Genomic DNA, 16605 nt, shown 5'->3' on the forward strand with positions numbered 1-16605 from the left:
TCCCGCGATCGTTCCGACCCGCGTCGTTGGCCCTTCCCCTCGGTCGGGGAGCGCTCTAGAAGCACAGCATGTTCGGCCTCATCCCCAGCGCGACGCGAATTACGGGCCCGGCCTCCGCGTAAGGCGCCGCCCCTGCGGCCGCCCCGGATGCCGGGTGAAGCCCTCCGCCCGTTCCCCTATCGCCGTCCCCCGCGACGAGAACTCTGCCGAACCCATGAGCGACCAGACCAACGCCGCCCCCGCGGCCGCCCGCGACTATTCGCGGACCCTGTTTCTCCCGAAGACGGACTTTCCCATGCGCGCGGGGCTTCCGACCCGCGAGCCGCTCCTGCTGGAGCGCTGGAAGGACATCGACCTCTACGGGAAGATCCGCGCCGCCGCGAAGGGGCGCCCGCGCTTCGTGCTGCATGACGGGCCGCCCTACGCCAACGGCAACATCCACATCGGCCACGCGCTCAACAAGATCCTCAAGGACGTCGTCGTCCGCTCGCAGGGGGCGCTGGGCCGCGACGCGAACTACGTTCCGGGCTGGGACTGTCACGGCCTGCCGATCGAGTGGAAGATCGAGGAGCAGTACCGCGCCAAGGGCAAGAACAAGGACGAGGTGCCGGTGCTGGAGTTCCGCCAGCAATGCCGGGCCTTCGCCGCGGAGTGGCTGAACATCCAGCGGGACGAGTTCAAGCGGCTCGGCGTCACCGGCGACTGGGATCATCCCTACTCGACCATGGCCTATGCCGCCGAGGCGCGCATCGCCTCGGAGCTGATGAAGTTCGCGGTGAGCGGCCAGCTCTATCGCGGCTCGAAGCCGGTGATGTGGTCGGTGGTGGAGAAGACCGCGCTGGCCGAGGCCGAGGTCGAGTACGAGGAGCATGTCAGCGACACGGTGTTCGTGGCGTTCCCGATCCGGGAGGGAGCCGCCCCCGAGCTGGACGGTGCCCGCGTCGTGATCTGGACGACCACGCCCTGGACCTTGCCGGCCAACCGCGCCGTCGCCTACTCGAAGCGCGTCGCCTACGGGCTCTACCGCGTCACGGAAGCGGCCGAGGACAACTGGGCCAAGGTCGGCGATCGCTACATCCTTGCCGATGCGCTGGCCGAGGGCGTGTTCAAGGCCGCCCGCGTCGAGGCCTACGAGCGCGTGGCCGACGTGTCGGCGGCGCGCCTGGCCGGTCTCACCTTGTCCCACCCGCTGCACGCCTTCGATCCCGGCTACGGCTTCCCCGTGCCGATGCTCGACGGCGAGCACGTCACCGACGAGGCCGGCACCGGCTTCGTCCATACGGCGCCGAGCCACGGCCGCGAGGACTTCGAGGTGTGGATGGCCCATGGCCGCCGCCTGACTGAGGCCGGCATCGACACCCGCATCCCCTACACCGTCGATGCCGACGGCATGCTGACGGGGGAGGCGCCGGGCTTCACCGGCCGCTTCGTCTTCACCGCCAAGGGCGAGAAGGGCGACGCCAACAAGGCGCTCATCGCCGCGCTGACCGAGACCGGCGCGCTGGTCGCCCGCGGGGTGCTGCGCCACCAGTACCCGCATTCCTGGCGCTCGAAGAAGCCGGTGCTGTTCCGCAACACGCCGCAATGGTTCATCGCCATGGACCGGCCTGTGGACTCGCTCGGCAACCGGACCCTGCGCGAGACGGCGCTCCACGCCATCGAGGAGACGCAATGGGTTCCGCCGCAGGGCAAGAACCGCATCAACGGCATGGTCTCGGGGAGGCCCGACTGGGTGGTCTCGCGCCAGCGCGCCTGGGGCGTGCCGATCACCGTCTTCGTCGAGCGCGAGACCGGGAAGGTGCTGCGCGACGAGAGGGTCAATGCCCGCATCGCCGAGGCCTTTGCCGCCGAGGGGGCGGATGCTTGGTTTGCGGAAGGCGCCGCCGAGCGTTTCCTCGCGCCCGAGCACGATCCGGCGCAATACGAGAAGGTGACGGACGTCCTCGACGTCTGGTTCGATTCAGGCTCGACGCACGCCTTCGTGCTCGATGACCCGGAGGCCTTCCCCGGTCTCGCCGGCATCCGCCGCGCGGTCGAGGGCGGGCCCGATACGGTGATGTATCTGGAGGGCTCCGACCAGCATCGCGGCTGGTTCCAGTCCTCGCTGCTGGAATCCTGCGGCACGCGGGGCTTTGCCCCCTACGACGTGGTGCTGACCCACGGCTTCGTTCTCGACGCCAAGGGCGAGAAGATGTCGAAGTCGCGCGGCAACGTCGTCGCGCCGCAGAACGTCATCAAGGAATCGGGTGCCGACATCCTGCGCCTGTGGGTCGCGGCGGCCGATTATTCGGACGATCTGCGCATCGGCCCGGAGATCGTCAAAACCTTCGCCGAGACCTACCGCAAGCTGCGCAATTCGCTGCGCTGGATGCTCGGCTCGCTCGCCCACCGCGTGCCCGGCGACGACGTGCCCTTCACCGAGATGCCGGAGCTTGAGCGCTTCATCCTGCATCGCCTCGCCCAGCTCGACGGCGAGATCCGCGAGGCCTACGCGACCTTCGACACCAAGCGGATCGTGGCGCTCCTCAACGGCTTCATGACCGGCGACCTCTCGGCCTTCTACTTCGACGTGCGCAAGGACGCGCTCTACTGCGATCCGATCTCCTCGGTGACCCGCCGCGCCGCGCTGCAGGTGATCGACGAGGCGTTCCGCCGGGTCACGATCTGGCTCGCCCCCGTCCTCGCCTTCACCGCCGAGGAGGCGTGGCTCGATCGGTACCCGTCGCAGGACGGCTCGGTGCATCTCCAGACCCTGCCGGAGACGCCCGCCACGTGGCGCGACGACGCGCTCGCCGCCCGCTGGCAGAAGATCCGCAAGGTCCGCCGCGTCGTCACCGGCGCGCTCGAGATCGAGCGGGCCGCCAAGCGCATCGGCGCGAGCCTCGAGGCGGCCCCGGCCGTCTACGTCGCCGACGCCGATCTGCTCGGTGCCCTCGACGGCGTGGACTTCGCCGATATCTGCATCACCTCCGCGATCACGGTGCGTGCCGGCGAGGGCCCGGTCGAGGCCTTCCGCCTCGACGATGTGAAGGGCGTGGCGGTGGTGCCCGAGCGCGCCGCGGGCAGCAAATGCGCCCGCTCCTGGCGGGTCACGCCCGAGGTCGGCAGCGATCCGGATTATCCGGACGTGACGCCCCGCGACGCGAAGGCCCTGCGGGAATGGGACGCCGCCCATCCGGGGGCGGCGTGAGCCCCGTTCGCGCCGGCCTGATCGCGGCCCTGGCCACGCTGGTCCTCGATCAGGCCTCCAAGCTCTGGCTCTATTTCGGCACCGACCTCGTGATGACGCAGCCCTGGCGGCTGGCGCCGTTCGCGGACTTCGTCGTGGTGTGGAACCGGGGGGTCTCCTACGGCCTGTTCCAGCAGGACGGCGGGTTGGGGCGCTGGTTGCTCGTCGGTGTCTCGCTCGTCGCCGCGATCGGTCTGTCGGTGTGGATGCGCCGGGCCGGCTCGCGGCTGCTCGCCGTCGCCCTCGGCCTCATCGTCGGCGGCGCGCTCGGCAACGCCATCGACCGGGCGGCCTACGGCGCCGTGTTCGACTTCGTTCACCTGCATGCCGGGACGTGGTCCTGGTACGTGTTCAACGTGGCGGATGGGGCCATCGTCGCGGGCGTCATCGGCCTGCTCCTCGACAGCCTGCGGCCCGCCGGACGCGACCCGCACGCGGACGTCTCGGAGAACGGCAGTCATCCCCAGGCGTGACGCGAAGTTCATCCCGGCTGCGTCAAGGCGCCATACCTTCGCCCGAAACCCGGCTCACCTCGATCCGGAAGGTCTCGGTACGCGATTCAAGCCGAATCGCCCTACGGCTGACTGCCCCGGTTGAAAAGCGGGCGGAGCCGGTCCTTGAAACCTTGGGGAAGATGGCATGAACGGGCGGCGCAGCGTCTCGCGGGCTTTCGGATCGATCCGTCCCTTTGCCTTGAGTGCGGTCTTGGGCGCGGCCCTGCTGCCCGGCCTCGCCACCGGCGCGGCCCGCGCCGAGGGTGAGTTCATGCGCGACACGCTGAGCAATCTCGGCCTGATCGAGCCGGACCGCCCGGCCATCACCTATCGCGAGCGCGCTCCGCTCGCCATGCCGCCGAAGCTCGGCGGCAAGGAAGACCTGACCGCCGGCCTCCCCGTGCCCCGGGCGCGCCAAGCCGATCCGTCCTGGCCCAAGGATCCCGAATTGATCCAGCGCGAGCGGGCTGCCGTCGAGGCGAAGAAGCCGATCGTGCGCGGCGCGCAGGGCCGCATGAACGACAACAACGAGACGCTCTCGGTCTACGAGATGGAGGCCGGCCGCCGCGCGGGCGCCGGCGCCCTCACCGGGCCGGCCAACACCCCCGGCGAGGGCGACACCCGCACCTCGACCTGGCTCAACCCGTTCGAGCTCCTCAAGGGCACCCCCGACAAGACCGAGCCGTCTCTGGTCGAGCCCGACCGTGATGCGCTGACCGATCCGCCCACCGGCTACCGCAAGGCACCGGTCAAGGTCGCCAAGCCGCAGGGCGGCCCGGTCGGCGGTCCGATCAGCGACCGCGACGAGGCCGACCCGCGTGCCTATATGAGAAATCCGTCCGCTCGCTGAGAGCGGGTCTTCGTGCGGCCCGGCTGACTCCGCCGGGCCGGCGAGCTCGTCGAGCATTCGGGCGGACCGTGACCGCGCGGACACGCCGCGCGGTACGGGATTTGCCATCGACATACGATCTCGGGACAATGCCGGGATTCTTGGGACGGGAAGCGCGGAGGGCGGAAGGGCCCCCGCAAAGGACAGCAGGATGCACCTCTACCGGAAGGCCATCGCGCCCGTGGGACCGCAGCGAGGCCTGAATCACGCCGGCCGCGTGGATGCCGCCCCGTTCGGGCGCTCCGAGGCCGGCGGCCCGGAGGTCTCCGCCTTCGTGCTCGACAACGGGCTCGACGTCGTGGTGGTGCCCGACCACCGGGCGCCGGTGGCGACCCACATGATCTGGTACCGCAACGGTTCCGCCGATGATCCGATCGGGCAGTCCGGCATCGCCCACTTCCTCGAACACCTGATGTTCAAGGGCACCGAGCGGCATCCGGCCGGCGCCTTCTCGAAGGCGGTCTCGTCGCTCGGCGGTCAGGAGAACGCCTTCACCAGCTACGACTACACCGCCTATTTCCAGCGCGTCGCCCGCGATCACCTCTCGACGATGATGAGTTTCGAGGCCGACCGCATGAGCGGCCTCGTCCTCGACGACGCCGTGGTGGCGCCCGAGCGCGATGTGGTGCTGGAGGAGCGCCGGATGCGGGTCGAGACCGACCCGTCGGCCCAGCTCTCCGAGGCGATGGCCGCCTCGCTGTTCGTGCATCATCCCTACGGCATCCCGATCATCGGCTGGATGCACGAGATCGAGGAACTGAACCGCACCCACGCCATCGACTACTACAAGCGGTTCTACACCCCGGAGAATGCGATCCTGGTGGTGGCCGGCGACGTCACGCCCGACGAGGTGCGGCGGCTGGCCGAGGAGACCTATGGCCGGGTCGCCCCGCAGGGCGCGCGGCCGCTTCGGACCCGTCCGCGCGAGCCCGAGCCCCGGGCGATGCGCCGCATCGCGGTGGCCGACCCGAAGGTCGAGCAGCCGACCCTGCAGCGCCTCTATCTCACCCCCTCCTGCATGACCGCCCGCGACGGCGAGGGCCACGCCCTCGAACTGCTCGCCGAGGTGATCGGCGGCGGCGCGACCTCGTTCCTCTACCGCAAGCTGGTGCTGGAGATGGGCGTCGCGGTGAATGCCGGCGCCTGGTACATGGGCTCGGCCATCGACGACACGCGGTTCGCCGTCTACGCCGTGCCGGCCGAGGGCGTGACGCTCGAGGCGCTGGAGGAGCACATCGACCGCGTCCTGCGCCGCATCCCCGAGGCGCTCGATCCGGAGGCGATCGAACGGGCCAGGATCCGGCTCGTGGCCGAGACGGTCTACTCCTCCGACTCGCAGTCCTCTCTCGCCCGTATCTACGGCTCGGCGCTCGCCATCGGCGAGACCGTCGAGGAGGTGCGCGCCTGGCCGACCGAGATCGAGGCGGTGACCCGCGACCGGCTCGTGGCGGTGGCCGCCCGCTACCTCGTGCCCGCCCGCTCGGTCACCGGCTACCTTACCAAGGCCCGCGAGACGGACGTGGCGGTCGCCTGACCTTCCTCGATTCTTCGCGCCGCCGGAGGGCCGGCGGCGCCGTTTGCGAAAAGACGCTTTAAGGAACTTCCGATGAATCTCGCCGAGACCGGCACCCGCACCGCGACCACGCCGACCCAGGCGCTGCCGCTCGCGGCCGCCCCCGGCATCGAGGCGTGGCACGTGGCCTCGCCGGTGGTGCCGATGATCGCGCTCTCCTTCACCTTCGAGGGTGGCGCGGCGCAGGACGCGGAGGGCAAGGCGGGCACCGCGCAGATGATGGCGCGGCTGCTCGACGAGGGCGCGGGTGACCTCGATTCCGACGCCTTCCAGGAGGCGCTCGCGGCCCGCGCGATCGAGCTGAGCTTCCATACCGGCCCCGATTCCATCGGCGGCTCGCTCAAGACGCTGACGAAGCACGCCGACGAGGCGATCCGCCTTCTCGCCCTCGCCCTCGCCGAGCCGCGCTTCGACCCGGCCGCCATCGAGCGGGTGAGGGCGCAGATGATCGCCGGCCTGCGCTACCAGCAGAACGATCCCGGCGTGCTGGCCTCCCGCCGCTACTTCCGCGAGGCGTTCCCAGGCCATGCCTATGGCCGGCCGTCCGCCGGCACCGTCGAGACCCTGTCGGCGATCACCCGCGACGACCTCGTGGCCCTGCATCGCGCCGTGATCGGCCGCGGCGGCCTGAAGGTCGCCGCCGTCGGCGCCTTCGACGAGGCGGAGATCACCGGCATGATCGCCCGCGCCTTCGGCGGCCTGCCCGAGGCCGGCCCGCTCAAGCCGGTGCCGCCGACGGCCATCAACGAGCTCGGCCGGCGCATCGTCGTCGATCTCGACGTGCCGCAATCGGTGATCCGCTTCGGCCTGCCCGGCGTGGCGTGGCGCGATCCCGACTTCATCCCGGCCTACGTGCTGAACCACATCCTGGGCGGCGGCGCCTTCACCTCGCGGCTGTTCCAGGAGGTGCGCGAGAAGCGCGGGCTGGCCTATTCGGTCGGCACCTCGCTCACCTCGCACCGGGGCGTGGCCATGACCTGGGGCTACACCGCCACCAAGAACGAGCGCGTCGCGGAAGCCCTCGACGTGATCGGCGACGAGATCCATCGCCTCATCACCGACGGCCCCTCCGACGAGGAGCTGCAGAAGGCCAAGGATTACCTCACCGGCTCCTACGCTCTCGGCTTCGACACCTCGACCAAGATCGCCAACCAGCTGGTGCAGATCGCCTTCGAGGGGCTCGGCATGGACTACATCGCCCGCCGCAACGACCTCGTGGCGAGCGTGACCCAGGAAGACATCCGCCGGGCCGGCGCGCGCACGCTGGGCGACGGCCGGATGCTGGTGGTCGCCGCCGGGCGGCCGACGGGACTGTAAGCGTTCCTGCCCAATCCGGGTTTGACGAGGCCGGCATGCGGAAACGCGTTGCCGGCCTTTTTCATTTCTGCCCAAGACTTTGGGAGCGCGGCACGGTGGCTGGCTGAAGCCGGTGCCTTGGGCTCGCGCCCGAACTCCCTATCTGGGGGAGGCCGAACCCGCTTCCCGCGCGAGGGCCCCGCGATGCAGCTCACCGGACTCCACCACGTCACCGCCATCACGGGACAGGCGGCCGACAACCTCGCCTTCTACACCCGCGTGCTGGGGCTTCGGCTCGTCAAGAAGACCGTCAATCAGGACGACGTCTCGGCCTACCACCTCTTCTACGCCGACGGCCGCGCCTCGCCGGGCACCGACATCACCTTCTTCGACTGGCCGGCGCCGCCCGAGCGGCGCGGCACCGACAGCATCTCGCGCACGCTGCTGCGCGTCGGCGGCGCGGCGAGCTTCGACTGGTGGCGCGAGCATTTCGGCCGCCAGGGCGTGAGCCACCATCCGGCGATCGAGCGGGACGGGCGTCTCACCCTCGATTTCGAGGACGGCGAGGGACAGCGCCTCAGCCTCGTCGATGACGGCGGCGCGGGCGAGGCGCATCCCTGGAACGGCAGCCCCGTGCCGCCCGAGCACCAGATCCGGGGGCTCGGACCGATCCGCCTCACGGTCTCGCAGCCCGAGCGCACCGAGGCGGTGCTGACGCAGATCCTCGGCTTCCGGCGCGCGCGGACCTTCGAGCTGCCCGAGGGCGAGGTGAGCGTGTTCGAGACCGGCGCTGGCGGACCGGCGGCGGAGGTTCAGCTTCTCAAGGGCACGGGGACCCAGGCGCGTCAGGGCGCGGGCGCCGTGCATCACGTCGCCTTCCGTATCCCGGACGCCGACTACGACGCCTGGGCCGACCGGCTGAAGCAGCAGCGTGTGCCGTCGAGCGGTCCGGTCGATCGCTACTACTTCCGTAGCCTGTACTTTCGCGAGCCCAACGGCATCCTGTTCGAGATCGCCACCGACGGGCCGGGCTTCGCCACCGACGAACCGATGGAAACGCTGGGCGAGCGTCTCGCCCTGCCGCCGTTCCTCGAACCGCGCCGGGCCGAGATCGAGGCGGGGCTGAAGCCGCTCTAGGTTCGTTCGGCGATGCACCCTCGCCAGGGCAGGCATGCGTCGGCTTCAAGAACAGTTCTAGACAAACCCACATTCCGAGCGCTGTGGCGGCGCTGCGTCTTGACGCGGATGCTGCAACTGCGAGAAGAGCCCGCTTTCGACGCTTCGAGAATCGGGAAACCTGCGGCCGATGAGCAAGTACAACGAGGAGCGCATCCTCTCCGTCCATCACTGGACCGACACGCTCTTCTCCTTCCGCACGACGCGCGATCCCTCGTTCCGCTTCCGCAACGGCGAGTTCACGATGATCGGCATCGAGGTCGAGGGTCGGCCGCTGCTGCGCGCCTACTCGGTCGTCTCGGCCAATTACGAGGAGGAGCTGGAGTTCTTCTCGATCAAGGTGCCGAACGGCCCGCTCACCTCGAAGCTGCAGCACCTCAAGGTCGGCGACCCGATCATGGTCGGCAAGAAGCCGACCGGTACGCTGGTGCTCGACAACCTGCTGCCCGGCCGTCACCTCTACCTGCTCGGCACCGGCACCGGGCTCGCCCCGTTCCTGTCGATCATCAAGGATCCGGAGACCTACGACCGCTTCGAGAAGGTCGTGCTGGTCCATGGCTGCCGCCAGGTGCAGGAACTGGCCTACGGCGAGACCATCACCGAGACGCTGCCAAAGCACGAGTTCCTCGGCGAGATGATCGCCAGCCAGCTGATCTACTACCCGACCGTCACCCGCGAGCCGTTCCGCAACCGCGGCCGGATCACCGACCTGATGACCTCGGGCAAGCTGTTTGCGGATATCGGCCTGCCGCCGATGTCGATCGAGAACGACCGCTTCATGCTGTGCGGCTCGCCGGAGATGATCAAGGACACCCGCGAGATGCTGACCGGCCTCGGCTACGAGGAGGGCAACCACGGCGAGGCCGCCCACTACGTGATCGAGAAGGCCTTCGTCGAGAAGTAGCCCTTCCAACGGCGAGCGGCCGGCCCGGCCGCTCCCTCCTCATCGCCTCATCCCGAGCTGAGGTGCGGCGAAGCCGCCGCGAAGGATGCTCCAGGGATCGCCCGCGAGCGGGATGATCCTGCAAGGCCCGTTTCGGCGGGCACCGCCGGATGAGGAGCCGGTGGGACGAGGCCGTTCCCGTATCCGAGTGATCCGTCCGCCATGCCCCCGCCCGCCCTGTTCGTCGTCGGCGCCGGCACCGAGATCGGCAAGACCTACACCACCGCCGCCCTCGTCCACCGTCTGCGCCGGCAGGGCCGGCGGGTGCGGGCCCTGAAGCCGCTGGCCAGCGGCGTGCCCCCGCTCGACCATCCCGATTTCACCGAGAGCGATACCGGTCGGCTTCTCGCCGCGCAGGGGCTGGCTGTGACGCCGGAGACGGTGGCGGCCTGCTCGCCCTGGCGCTTCGCCGCGCCGCTGGCCCCCGATCTCGCCGCCGCCCGCGAGGGGCGCAGCCTCGCTCTGGCCGAGCTGGTGGATTGGTGCCGGGCGCGTCTGGCCGAAGCCGAGGCGGGCGAGACCGTGGTGATCGAGGGCGTCGGCGGCCTGATGAGCCCGATCTCCGAGGCCGCGACCGGCCTCGACTGGCTGAAATCCCAAAAGATCCCGGCGCTGCTCGTCTCCGGCAGCTATCTCGGCGCCATCAGCCACGCGCTGACCGCGCTCGAGACGCTGCGGGCCCACGGCATCCCGCTCGTCGGGATCGTGGTCAGCGAGAGCGAAGGCGCGCCGACATCCATCGAGACGGTGGCCGGGCAGATCGCGCGGCATGCCGGTGTGCCCGTCGTCTGCCTGCGTCGCGGCGGCGCCTTTCCGGATGGTCTCGCCGAGCTCGGCTGAGGCGACGCCGGACTTGCTCAGCGCGCCGGCGGCCGTCACCGTCGTCTCGTCCGAGTTCGAGCCCCGATGGAGCGCATGAACCGCCGTGCCGTCACCCCGCTCCTGATCGCCGGTCTCTTGATCGGCGCCACGCCCATCCCCTCGCGGGCGGAGCCGGCGCGCCTCCGGGTCTTGTCCTCGGTCAGGGCGGTGGTGATCACGCCGCTCTCGAGCCTGCCGAAGGCGCCGGAGGCCGGCGAGCGCGAATTCTGCTCCCACTTCCTCGCGACTCCGCGGTCCGCGGCGGCCCGGCAGGTCGCCGCCGCCGGCTGGGGGGTGACCGGCGAGGCGCGACTCGGGCGGTTTCAGGCGGTCAGCTTCGCCGGCCGCTTCACCCAGGGCACCAGCGGCTCCTGCGAGATCGCTGCCGGCAATGTCGGGATCTTCGAGGGCGAGGCATTGCGGGCGGTCGTCTATGCCCGGAAGGATGCGGGCCGCTCAATCGGGCGGGTGGCGACCTTCGCCGCCGATGCCCTGCGCTTGTGGGACGGCGACTTCCTTCCGCAGCCCCTGGCCGATCTGAGGTCGGACGGTCCCGAGGGCTTGAGCATCCTCCCGCTGGCGCCGCTCGAGGCGTTCTGCGATGGCCGGAGCCTCGTTCCGAACGTCTACGGCCAGCCCGTCCTCCGCGCCCGGGAGGCGTTGCGGCAGCTCGGCTGGAAGCCCGTGAACGGGCCGCCGCCGGATGATCCGGCCTCGCGCGAGGCGGCGCTGATCGAGCGCGGCGCCATTGAGGTCGAAGCCTGCTCGGGCACGGGCTTCGGCTTCTGCAGCTACGGCTACGAGCGGCCGGAAGCGACCCTTTCGCTCGTCACCGTCGGCGACGCCGACGATCCGGCCGTATCGAGCTACGATCTGCGCTGCCGCCTGGGCGGCAGCGGACCGCCGCGATGAGGCGTTGACGAGATCCGCTCCCGATCGCGTTGCAATCGGAACCGGCCTCTAAGTCTTTGCCTTGACGCGCGCTCTTGCGCCGAACCGGCCTATTTCGGCGCAAGAGCGCTTCAGCGGCCGCCGCGCTCCTTCGGCGCCTTCGGCTCGCGGGATTCCTGGATCTCCTCGGCCTTCTCCTCGTCAGTGTCGCTGCTACGCTTGATCGTGTCGTCGGGCTTGGCGGCCAGCCCCTTCACGATTGAAACGAGGCGCTTGCACTCGTTCGGGAAGCCGTAGGACTCGAGCACGATCGCCGCGTCGCGCAGGTTGCGCAGGTCGCGCACGATCTGCGCGTTCTTGGGCTCCTGAAGCTCCTTCTTCGCGGCGATGGCCGGTTCCAGTCCGGCATCCTCGACGTCGCATTCGGCTCGGGCTGCCGGCATCGCGGCGAGCATCAGGAAGGCGCAGGCGATCAGGCGACGCATCGTCACGTCTCTTAGGGTTGGGGGCTGGCGGAAGGTCAGCCGCGGTGGCGCAGAAGGTCGTTGGTGACGGCCACGAGCTGCGCGGCGCGGTAGGGCTTGGGCATGAACACCGATTCGTTCACCGCCTCGGCGGGCGAGAGGCCGTCGCGGCCGCCGGAGGTGTAGACCACCGGCAGGCGCGGCAGGCTGCGCCGGGCGCTGCGGGCGAGCGCGATGCCGTTCGTGTTGCGGGCCAGATCGATATCGGTGAAGAGCAGGTCGACCTGCTCGCTCGACAGGATCGCCTCCGCCTCCTCCGCATCGGCCGCGGTCAGCACCCGGTAGCCCTCGTCGAGCAGGGCCTCGACGGCCAGCTCGCAGACGAAGGACTCGTCCTCGACCACGAGGATCGTGTCGGCGTGGGGCGCCAGGGAGAACGGGGGCAGGGCGGCGGGGGCGCAAGCGAAGGGGATCATGGCAGAACTCCAACTCACCCGTGCTCGAACAACAGTCGAGCTTGCGGATCGCCGGACCAACGGGGCCGTGAAGGGCCGCGTTCACCGTGATTGCTTCGATTTGCGCGCATTTGGTAACCGATCGGTTAACCTTGACGGCGGGAAGCCGCGACTGCATTCACCCGGATCGGATGCCGGGACGCCCCTAACTCCTTGTCGGACGAGGGCGTCTTTCGCCTACGCTCCGGCCCCTCTCGCGAAGAGCGCTTAACGATCGTGTCCGCCCCGTGACCCGGCCCTGGCAGATCGGCTTCGGCGTGGTGCTCACCGCGCTCGCCGGCTTCGTCGATGCGCTCGGCTTCATCCGGCTCGGCGGCCTCTACACCTCCCTCATGAGCGGGAACACGACCCAGCTCGCCGTTGCGCTCGGCCACGGCGAGCCGCTCGCCGCCGTGCTGCCGGCGCTGCTGATCGCGGCCTTCCTCGTCGGCGCAGTCTCGGGCGGGGCGATCGCCGCCCTGTGCCCGCCCCGCTGGATTGTCCCGGCGGTGCTCGGCCTGGAGGCGGCGGCGCTCAGCGCGGCGGTTGCCCTGGCGGCCGAGCACGCCCATGTCGGCGTGGCCTCGCTGTTCCTGGCGCTTGCCATGGGCGGGCAGAATGCGGTTCTCGCCCATGTCCAGGGTTTCCGCGCCGGCACCACGTTCGTCACGGGCGCGCTGTTCGCGTTCGGGCAGAAGGCGGCGCTGGCGCTCGCCGGACGGGGGCCCCGGCTCGGCTGGGTCGGCGATGCTTCGGTCTGGCTCTCGCTCCTCGTCGGCGCGGTTGCGGGCACGTTCGCCCATGCGCATTTCGGGATCGCGGCCCTGGCGATTCCCGCCTGCGTCACGGCCGGGCTCTGCCTCGCCGCGTGCCTGTCCACCGTCATCACCCGGCAGCCGCCGGTGACGCTGACCAAGATCTGAAGGAAGGCCCCTCCGGCATGAGCGTCTCCGCTCCCTCCCTGACCGACCACGTAACGGACATCGCCGCCGGCGCGCACGTCACCGCCGCCCACTGGCTGAAGGAGACCTTGGCTCTCGCCCTCGCCGATGGCGGGGTGCTGCTGGCCCGCGACGGAGCGGTCCAGACCGCTCCCGCTCATCCCGACAGCGGCATCCTCGTCGCGGCCGGCGATGGCGCCCGGCTGGTGAGCGGGGGCGACGACGGCCGCGTCGTCGCGACGGTGGCGGACGGACGGTCGAGCGAGCTGGCCCAGGCCAAGGGGGGCGGCTGGATCGACGCCCTGGCGCTCCACACCGACGGCTCGGTCGCCTTCGCCTCGGGGCGCAACGTCGTCGCCCGCGACGCCAAGGGACGGGAGAAGACCTTTGCCGCGCCCTCCACCGCCCGCGGCCTCGCCTTCGCGCCGAAGGGCTACCGGCTGGCGGTGGCCCACTACAACGGGGTCAGCCTCTGGTACCCGAACCTCGAGACGCCGCCCGAATTCATCGAGTGGAAGGGCTCGCATCTCGACGTGACGTGGTCGTCCGACGGCCGCTTCGTCGTCTCGACCATGCAGGAGAACGCGCTGCACGGCTGGCGCCTCCAGCCCGACCGCGGCCACATGCGGATGTCGGGCTACCCCGCCAAGGTGCGCTCGCTCTCGTGGTCGTCGGACGGCAAGTGGCTCGCCACCAGCGGCGCCGAGGCCGCCATCGTCTGGCCGTTCGATTCGAAGGAGGGCCCCACCGGCAAGGCACCGCGGGAATGCGGCGTGCGGCCGGCGCGGGTCTCGCGGGTGGCGTTCCACCCCAAGGCGCCGGTCCTGGCGATCGGCTACGAGGATGGCTGCGTGCTGCTGGTGCGCTTCACTGACGCCTCCGAGCTGCTGGTGCGCCCGGCGGTCAAGGGCAGCGCGATCTCGGCGCTCGCCTGGGACGCCAGCGGCGGACGCCTCGCCTTCGGCTGCGCCGATGGGCAGGCCGGGCTGCTCACCCTGCCGGCCTGACCGTCGCGCCATGGCCCTGTTCGGACGCGCGAAAAAACCCGACGCCGCCGCCCGGCGGCGCGTCGAGGCGTGGATCCGGCAGGCGGGCGGCTATGGGCCGGACACGGCCATGACCGTGAGCGAGATCGTCTGCACCGACCCGTCCTGCCCCGGCACCGAGACGGTGGCCCTGCTGTTTCCGCCCGGCGAGAAGACGCGGGCGGTGAAGATCGCAGGCGCGCTCGAAGCCTTGAGCGCGGCGGATGTGGCGGCGGCTTTCGGGCGGGATCGGCCCTGAAGCCCTCGTAAAGCTCTCGCAGCGCGCGCGGACCGCCCTACAAACCGGGAGGCGCCATCGAAGGAGAACGCCCGGTGTTCCGTGTCATCCGCACGCTCGGCCTCGCCTTCGGACTGCTCGCGGCGGTCATCGCCGCGCAGGCGCCGGAATTCGCGCAGCAATACACGCAGCGCCTCGGCGGGGCGCTGGACGAGCTGCGCCGCTCCATCGCCTCCCTCGACGCCGACGCGAAGGCCACCGGCCGCAGTCGCGACGAGGCGCTGACGCTCCTGCGCAGCAACCCCGACGCCTTCATCGCCCGGCGCGGGGAATCGGCCCGAATGGATGTCGAGCGGCTGAAGCGGCTGGAGGCGCAGAAGCTCGCCCTCGACACCGCCGCGAGTCCGCTCGGGCGCCTGACCGTGATCGCCCGCGACCCCGACAGGGACATCGTCCGCGCCGCCTATCGCGACTACCAGCCGGCGGTGCCGACCACCGCGGACGGCCTCGTCGCAGGGCTGCTCGGCTTCCTCGCTGCCTGGGGCGGCTGGCGCGTCACCAGCGATGTCGGCCGCCATCTCGCCCGCCGGCGCCGGCGCGCACGGCCCGAGACGACGCCAGTCTGATGCAAATTCGCGCTGCTGCGCGAGCCAAGAGCGTCGTCCCGGATATCGCATCCGGGACGACGCTCTTGGCCTTTGCTTCTCACATCATCTTTTCCCGAAAGCCGCAAACCACCTTTCGGGATGATGCTCTGGGTGTTGCAGCGCCTCTACAGCCCGGCTCTCCCGCCTGCACTAGGTGTAGGCACGCGCCCGCAACCCGCAGGGGCGCCGGATCCGGTCCTCCCTCGATCATGCCGCGTCCCCCGAATACGACGGTCGATCCCGCCCTCGACGCGGCGGCCCTGCTGCGCCGCATCGGCTTCTTCGGCCTGTTCGTGGTGCTGCCGGTGGCCGCGCAGGTCTCGCGGCGCGCCACCGTGGTGCTGGCGCCGATCGCCGTCGTGCTGTTGATCACCGCGAGCGCCATCGACCAGCACCAGCGCGCCGTCTGGCCGGCCGTCAGGCGTCTGATGACCGCGCCGTCCTTCCTGGCGGGCATGCTGGTGGTGTTCTGGTCGGCGCTCTCCCTGGTCTGGACGCCGTTTCCCGGGCCGGCGAGCGAGCGCTTGGCCAACCTCGTCGCCACCGTGGTGATGACGCTGCTGGCCTATCTGGCGCTGCCCGACCGGATGCGCTCGGCCAACCTCTACCTGCTGCCGCTCGGCGTCGGCGCCGCCGCCATCGTGGCGATCCTGATCAATCTCGTCGGCGACGCGATGCTCAAGGACAACCCGGACGGCGACAGCGCGCTTGAGCGCGGCGCGGTGCTGCTGGCGCTGCTCGCCTGGCCCGCCGTGGCGTGGCTGCGCTCGCGCCGCCGCGACATCGGCTCGCTGGTCGTGGTCGTGCTGGTGGCGGGCGCGCTGCTGCTGGCGCCGGGCGTTACCGCCCTGTTCGCGCTGGCCGTCGGGGCGCTCGCCTTCGCCCTGACCCATTGGCGCCTGTCGCTCGGCGTGCGCGTGACAGCGCTGTCGGCTGCGGGTCTGCTCGTGGTCGCACCGCTGCTGCCGTTCCTCGCGCGTCCCATCGGCATCGCCCTGTTCGGCCCGGTGGCGCCGGGCGTGCTCGCGCTCAAGGCGTGGCAGAAGGTCGTCACCCTGGAGCCGGTGCGGCTCGTGACCGGTCACGGCCTCGAAACCGCCCTACGCGGGAAGATCTTCGGCATCCTGCCGATCAATGCGCCGACCACGATGCTGTTCGAGTTCTGGTACGAGCTCGGCATCGTCGGCGCCTTCGCCGCGGCCTTCGCGCTCTACGGCGCGATCCACCGCGCCGGCCGCGACGCGACCGTGCTGGCACCCTGCGCCATGGCGGCCTTCGCCACGGCGTTTGCCATCGGCTGCATCGGCGTCGGCCTCACCACGATCTGGTGGCTGACGACGCTCGCCATGGTGATCCTCACCTTCGTGGCGATCGAGCGCGGGCAGTTCCGGTCCCGCCGGCCTAAGGTCGGGCTGATCCCGCGCCTGCCCGCCCGGGGTTGAAG

16 protein-coding genes are annotated in these 16605 nt (G+C 70.6%); 14 read left to right on the top strand and 2 right to left on the bottom strand.

What is annotated here, in order from left to right; translation table 11 throughout:
* The first annotated feature begins 214 nt into the window (after positions 1 to 214).
* The 9 genes from ileS to MPPM_RS12070 all read left to right on the top strand — a co-directional run bounded on the left by ileS (position 215) and on the right by MPPM_RS12070 (position 11373).
* A complete protein-coding gene (gene ileS / locus MPPM_RS12030) occupies positions 215 to 3190 on the top strand; it encodes an isoleucine--tRNA ligase (protein ID WP_096485267.1) in 2976 nt (991 codons plus the stop codon).
* Positions 3160 to 3702: a signal peptidase II gene (gene lspA, locus MPPM_RS12035; RefSeq protein ID WP_432419850.1), complete on the top strand. Its 543-nt coding sequence runs from the start codon at positions 3160 to 3162 to the stop codon at positions 3700 to 3702. The genes ileS and lspA overlap by 31 nt, the downstream gene beginning before the upstream one ends.
* A 166-nt stretch (positions 3703 to 3868) precedes the next feature.
* Positions 3869 to 4573 carry a hypothetical protein gene (locus MPPM_RS12040; protein ID WP_096485268.1) on the top strand — a complete coding sequence of 235 codons (705 nt, stop codon included), beginning with the start codon at positions 3869 to 3871 and terminating at the stop codon, positions 4571 to 4573.
* A gap of 190 nt (positions 4574 to 4763) precedes the next feature.
* Complete coding sequence (locus tag MPPM_RS12045) at positions 4764 to 6146, top strand: M16 family metallopeptidase (RefSeq protein ID WP_096485269.1); 1383 nt, start codon at positions 4764 to 4766, stop codon at positions 6144 to 6146.
* Between the two features lie 72 nt (positions 6147 to 6218).
* Positions 6219 to 7502, top strand: a complete 1284-nt coding sequence (locus MPPM_RS12050) for a M16 family metallopeptidase (protein ID WP_096485270.1) — start codon at positions 6219 to 6221, stop codon at positions 7500 to 7502.
* Positions 7503 to 7685: 183 nt separating this feature from the next.
* Complete coding sequence (locus tag MPPM_RS12055; RefSeq protein WP_096485271.1) at positions 7686 to 8618, top strand: ring-cleaving dioxygenase; 933 nt, start codon at positions 7686 to 7688, stop codon at positions 8616 to 8618.
* A 169-nt stretch (positions 8619 to 8787) separates the two neighbouring features.
* A complete protein-coding gene (locus MPPM_RS12060; protein WP_096485272.1) occupies positions 8788 to 9561 on the top strand; it encodes a ferredoxin--NADP reductase in 774 nt (257 codons plus the stop codon).
* Between the two features lie 201 nt (positions 9562 to 9762).
* Positions 9763 to 10440, top strand: a complete 678-nt coding sequence (gene bioD / locus MPPM_RS12065; protein WP_096485273.1) for a dethiobiotin synthase — start codon at positions 9763 to 9765, stop codon at positions 10438 to 10440.
* Positions 10441 to 10515: 75 nt separating this feature from the next.
* Positions 10516 to 11373 (top strand): hypothetical protein, encoded by an 858-nt coding sequence (locus tag MPPM_RS12070; RefSeq protein ID WP_157914171.1) that lies wholly within the window; start codon positions 10516 to 10518, stop codon positions 11371 to 11373.
* Positions 11374 to 11483: 110 nt separating this feature from the next.
* Here the strand turns inward: MPPM_RS12070 and MPPM_RS12075 are convergent, their stop codons facing one another.
* Positions 11484 to 11837, bottom strand: a complete 354-nt coding sequence (locus MPPM_RS12075) for a photosystem reaction center subunit H (RefSeq protein ID WP_096485275.1) — start codon at positions 11835 to 11837, stop codon at positions 11484 to 11486.
* Between the two features lie 35 nt (positions 11838 to 11872).
* On the bottom strand, positions 11873 to 12292 hold the full coding sequence (locus tag MPPM_RS12080; protein WP_096485276.1) for a response regulator: 420 nt from the start codon (positions 12290 to 12292) through the stop codon (positions 11873 to 11875).
* 266 nt (positions 12293 to 12558) lie between these two features.
* On the opposite strand from MPPM_RS12080, the gene MPPM_RS12085 reads away from it, so the two are divergent.
* From MPPM_RS12085 to MPPM_RS12105, 5 genes are all read left to right on the top strand, one after another.
* Entirely contained in the window at positions 12559 to 13233 is a 675-nt protein-coding gene (locus MPPM_RS12085) for a YoaK family protein (protein ID WP_096485277.1), read from the top strand.
* A gap of 17 nt (positions 13234 to 13250) precedes the next feature.
* Positions 13251 to 14258, top strand: a complete 1008-nt coding sequence (locus tag MPPM_RS12090; RefSeq protein ID WP_096485278.1) for a WD40 repeat domain-containing protein — start codon at positions 13251 to 13253, stop codon at positions 14256 to 14258.
* Positions 14259 to 14268: 10 nt separating this feature from the next.
* Positions 14269 to 14535 (top strand): hypothetical protein, encoded by a 267-nt coding sequence (locus MPPM_RS12095; RefSeq protein WP_096485279.1) that lies wholly within the window; start codon positions 14269 to 14271, stop codon positions 14533 to 14535.
* 74 nt (positions 14536 to 14609) lie between these two features.
* Entirely contained in the window at positions 14610 to 15140 is a 531-nt protein-coding gene (locus MPPM_RS12100) for a DUF2937 family protein (RefSeq protein WP_096485280.1), read from the top strand.
* Positions 15141 to 15370: 230 nt separating this feature from the next.
* On the top strand, positions 15371 to 16603 hold the full coding sequence (locus MPPM_RS12105) for a peptide ABC transporter permease (protein ID WP_096485281.1): 1233 nt from the start codon (positions 15371 to 15373) through the stop codon (positions 16601 to 16603).
* The last annotated feature ends 2 nt before the right edge of the window (positions 16604 to 16605 follow it).

It is taken from the genome of Methylorubrum populi (genome assembly GCF_002355515.1).
GTDB classification, from domain to species: domain Bacteria; phylum Pseudomonadota; class Alphaproteobacteria; order Rhizobiales; family Beijerinckiaceae; genus Methylobacterium; species Methylobacterium populi_A.

Excerpts from the sequence above, each read along its gene's own strand:
- ileS (WP_096485267.1), top strand. The coding sequence starts at position 215 with ATGAGCGACCAGACCAACGCCGCCCCCGCGGCCGCCCGCGACTATTCG.
- lspA (WP_432419850.1), top strand. The coding sequence starts at position 3,160 with ATGGGACGCCGCCCATCCGGGGGCGGCGTGAGCCCCGTTCGCGCCGGC.
- MPPM_RS12040 (WP_096485268.1), top strand. The coding sequence starts at position 3,869 with ATGAACGGGCGGCGCAGCGTCTCGCGGGCTTTCGGATCGATCCGTCCC.
- MPPM_RS12045 (WP_096485269.1), top strand. The coding sequence starts at position 4,764 with ATGCACCTCTACCGGAAGGCCATCGCGCCCGTGGGACCGCAGCGAGGC.
- MPPM_RS12050 (WP_096485270.1), top strand. The coding sequence starts at position 6,219 with ATGAATCTCGCCGAGACCGGCACCCGCACCGCGACCACGCCGACCCAG.
- MPPM_RS12055 (WP_096485271.1), top strand. The coding sequence starts at position 7,686 with ATGCAGCTCACCGGACTCCACCACGTCACCGCCATCACGGGACAGGCG.
- MPPM_RS12060 (WP_096485272.1), top strand. The coding sequence starts at position 8,788 with ATGAGCAAGTACAACGAGGAGCGCATCCTCTCCGTCCATCACTGGACC.
- bioD (WP_096485273.1), top strand. The coding sequence starts at position 9,763 with ATGCCCCCGCCCGCCCTGTTCGTCGTCGGCGCCGGCACCGAGATCGGC.
- MPPM_RS12070 (WP_157914171.1), top strand. The coding sequence starts at position 10,516 with ATGAACCGCCGTGCCGTCACCCCGCTCCTGATCGCCGGTCTCTTGATC.
- MPPM_RS12075 (WP_096485275.1), bottom strand. The coding sequence starts at position 11,837 with ATGCGTCGCCTGATCGCCTGCGCCTTCCTGATGCTCGCCGCGATGCCG.
- MPPM_RS12080 (WP_096485276.1), bottom strand. The coding sequence starts at position 12,292 with ATGATCCCCTTCGCTTGCGCCCCCGCCGCCCTGCCCCCGTTCTCCCTG.
- MPPM_RS12090 (WP_096485278.1), top strand. The coding sequence starts at position 13,251 with ATGAGCGTCTCCGCTCCCTCCCTGACCGACCACGTAACGGACATCGCC.
- MPPM_RS12095 (WP_096485279.1), top strand. The coding sequence starts at position 14,269 with ATGGCCCTGTTCGGACGCGCGAAAAAACCCGACGCCGCCGCCCGGCGG.
- MPPM_RS12105 (WP_096485281.1), top strand. The coding sequence starts at position 15,371 with ATGCCGCGTCCCCCGAATACGACGGTCGATCCCGCCCTCGACGCGGCG.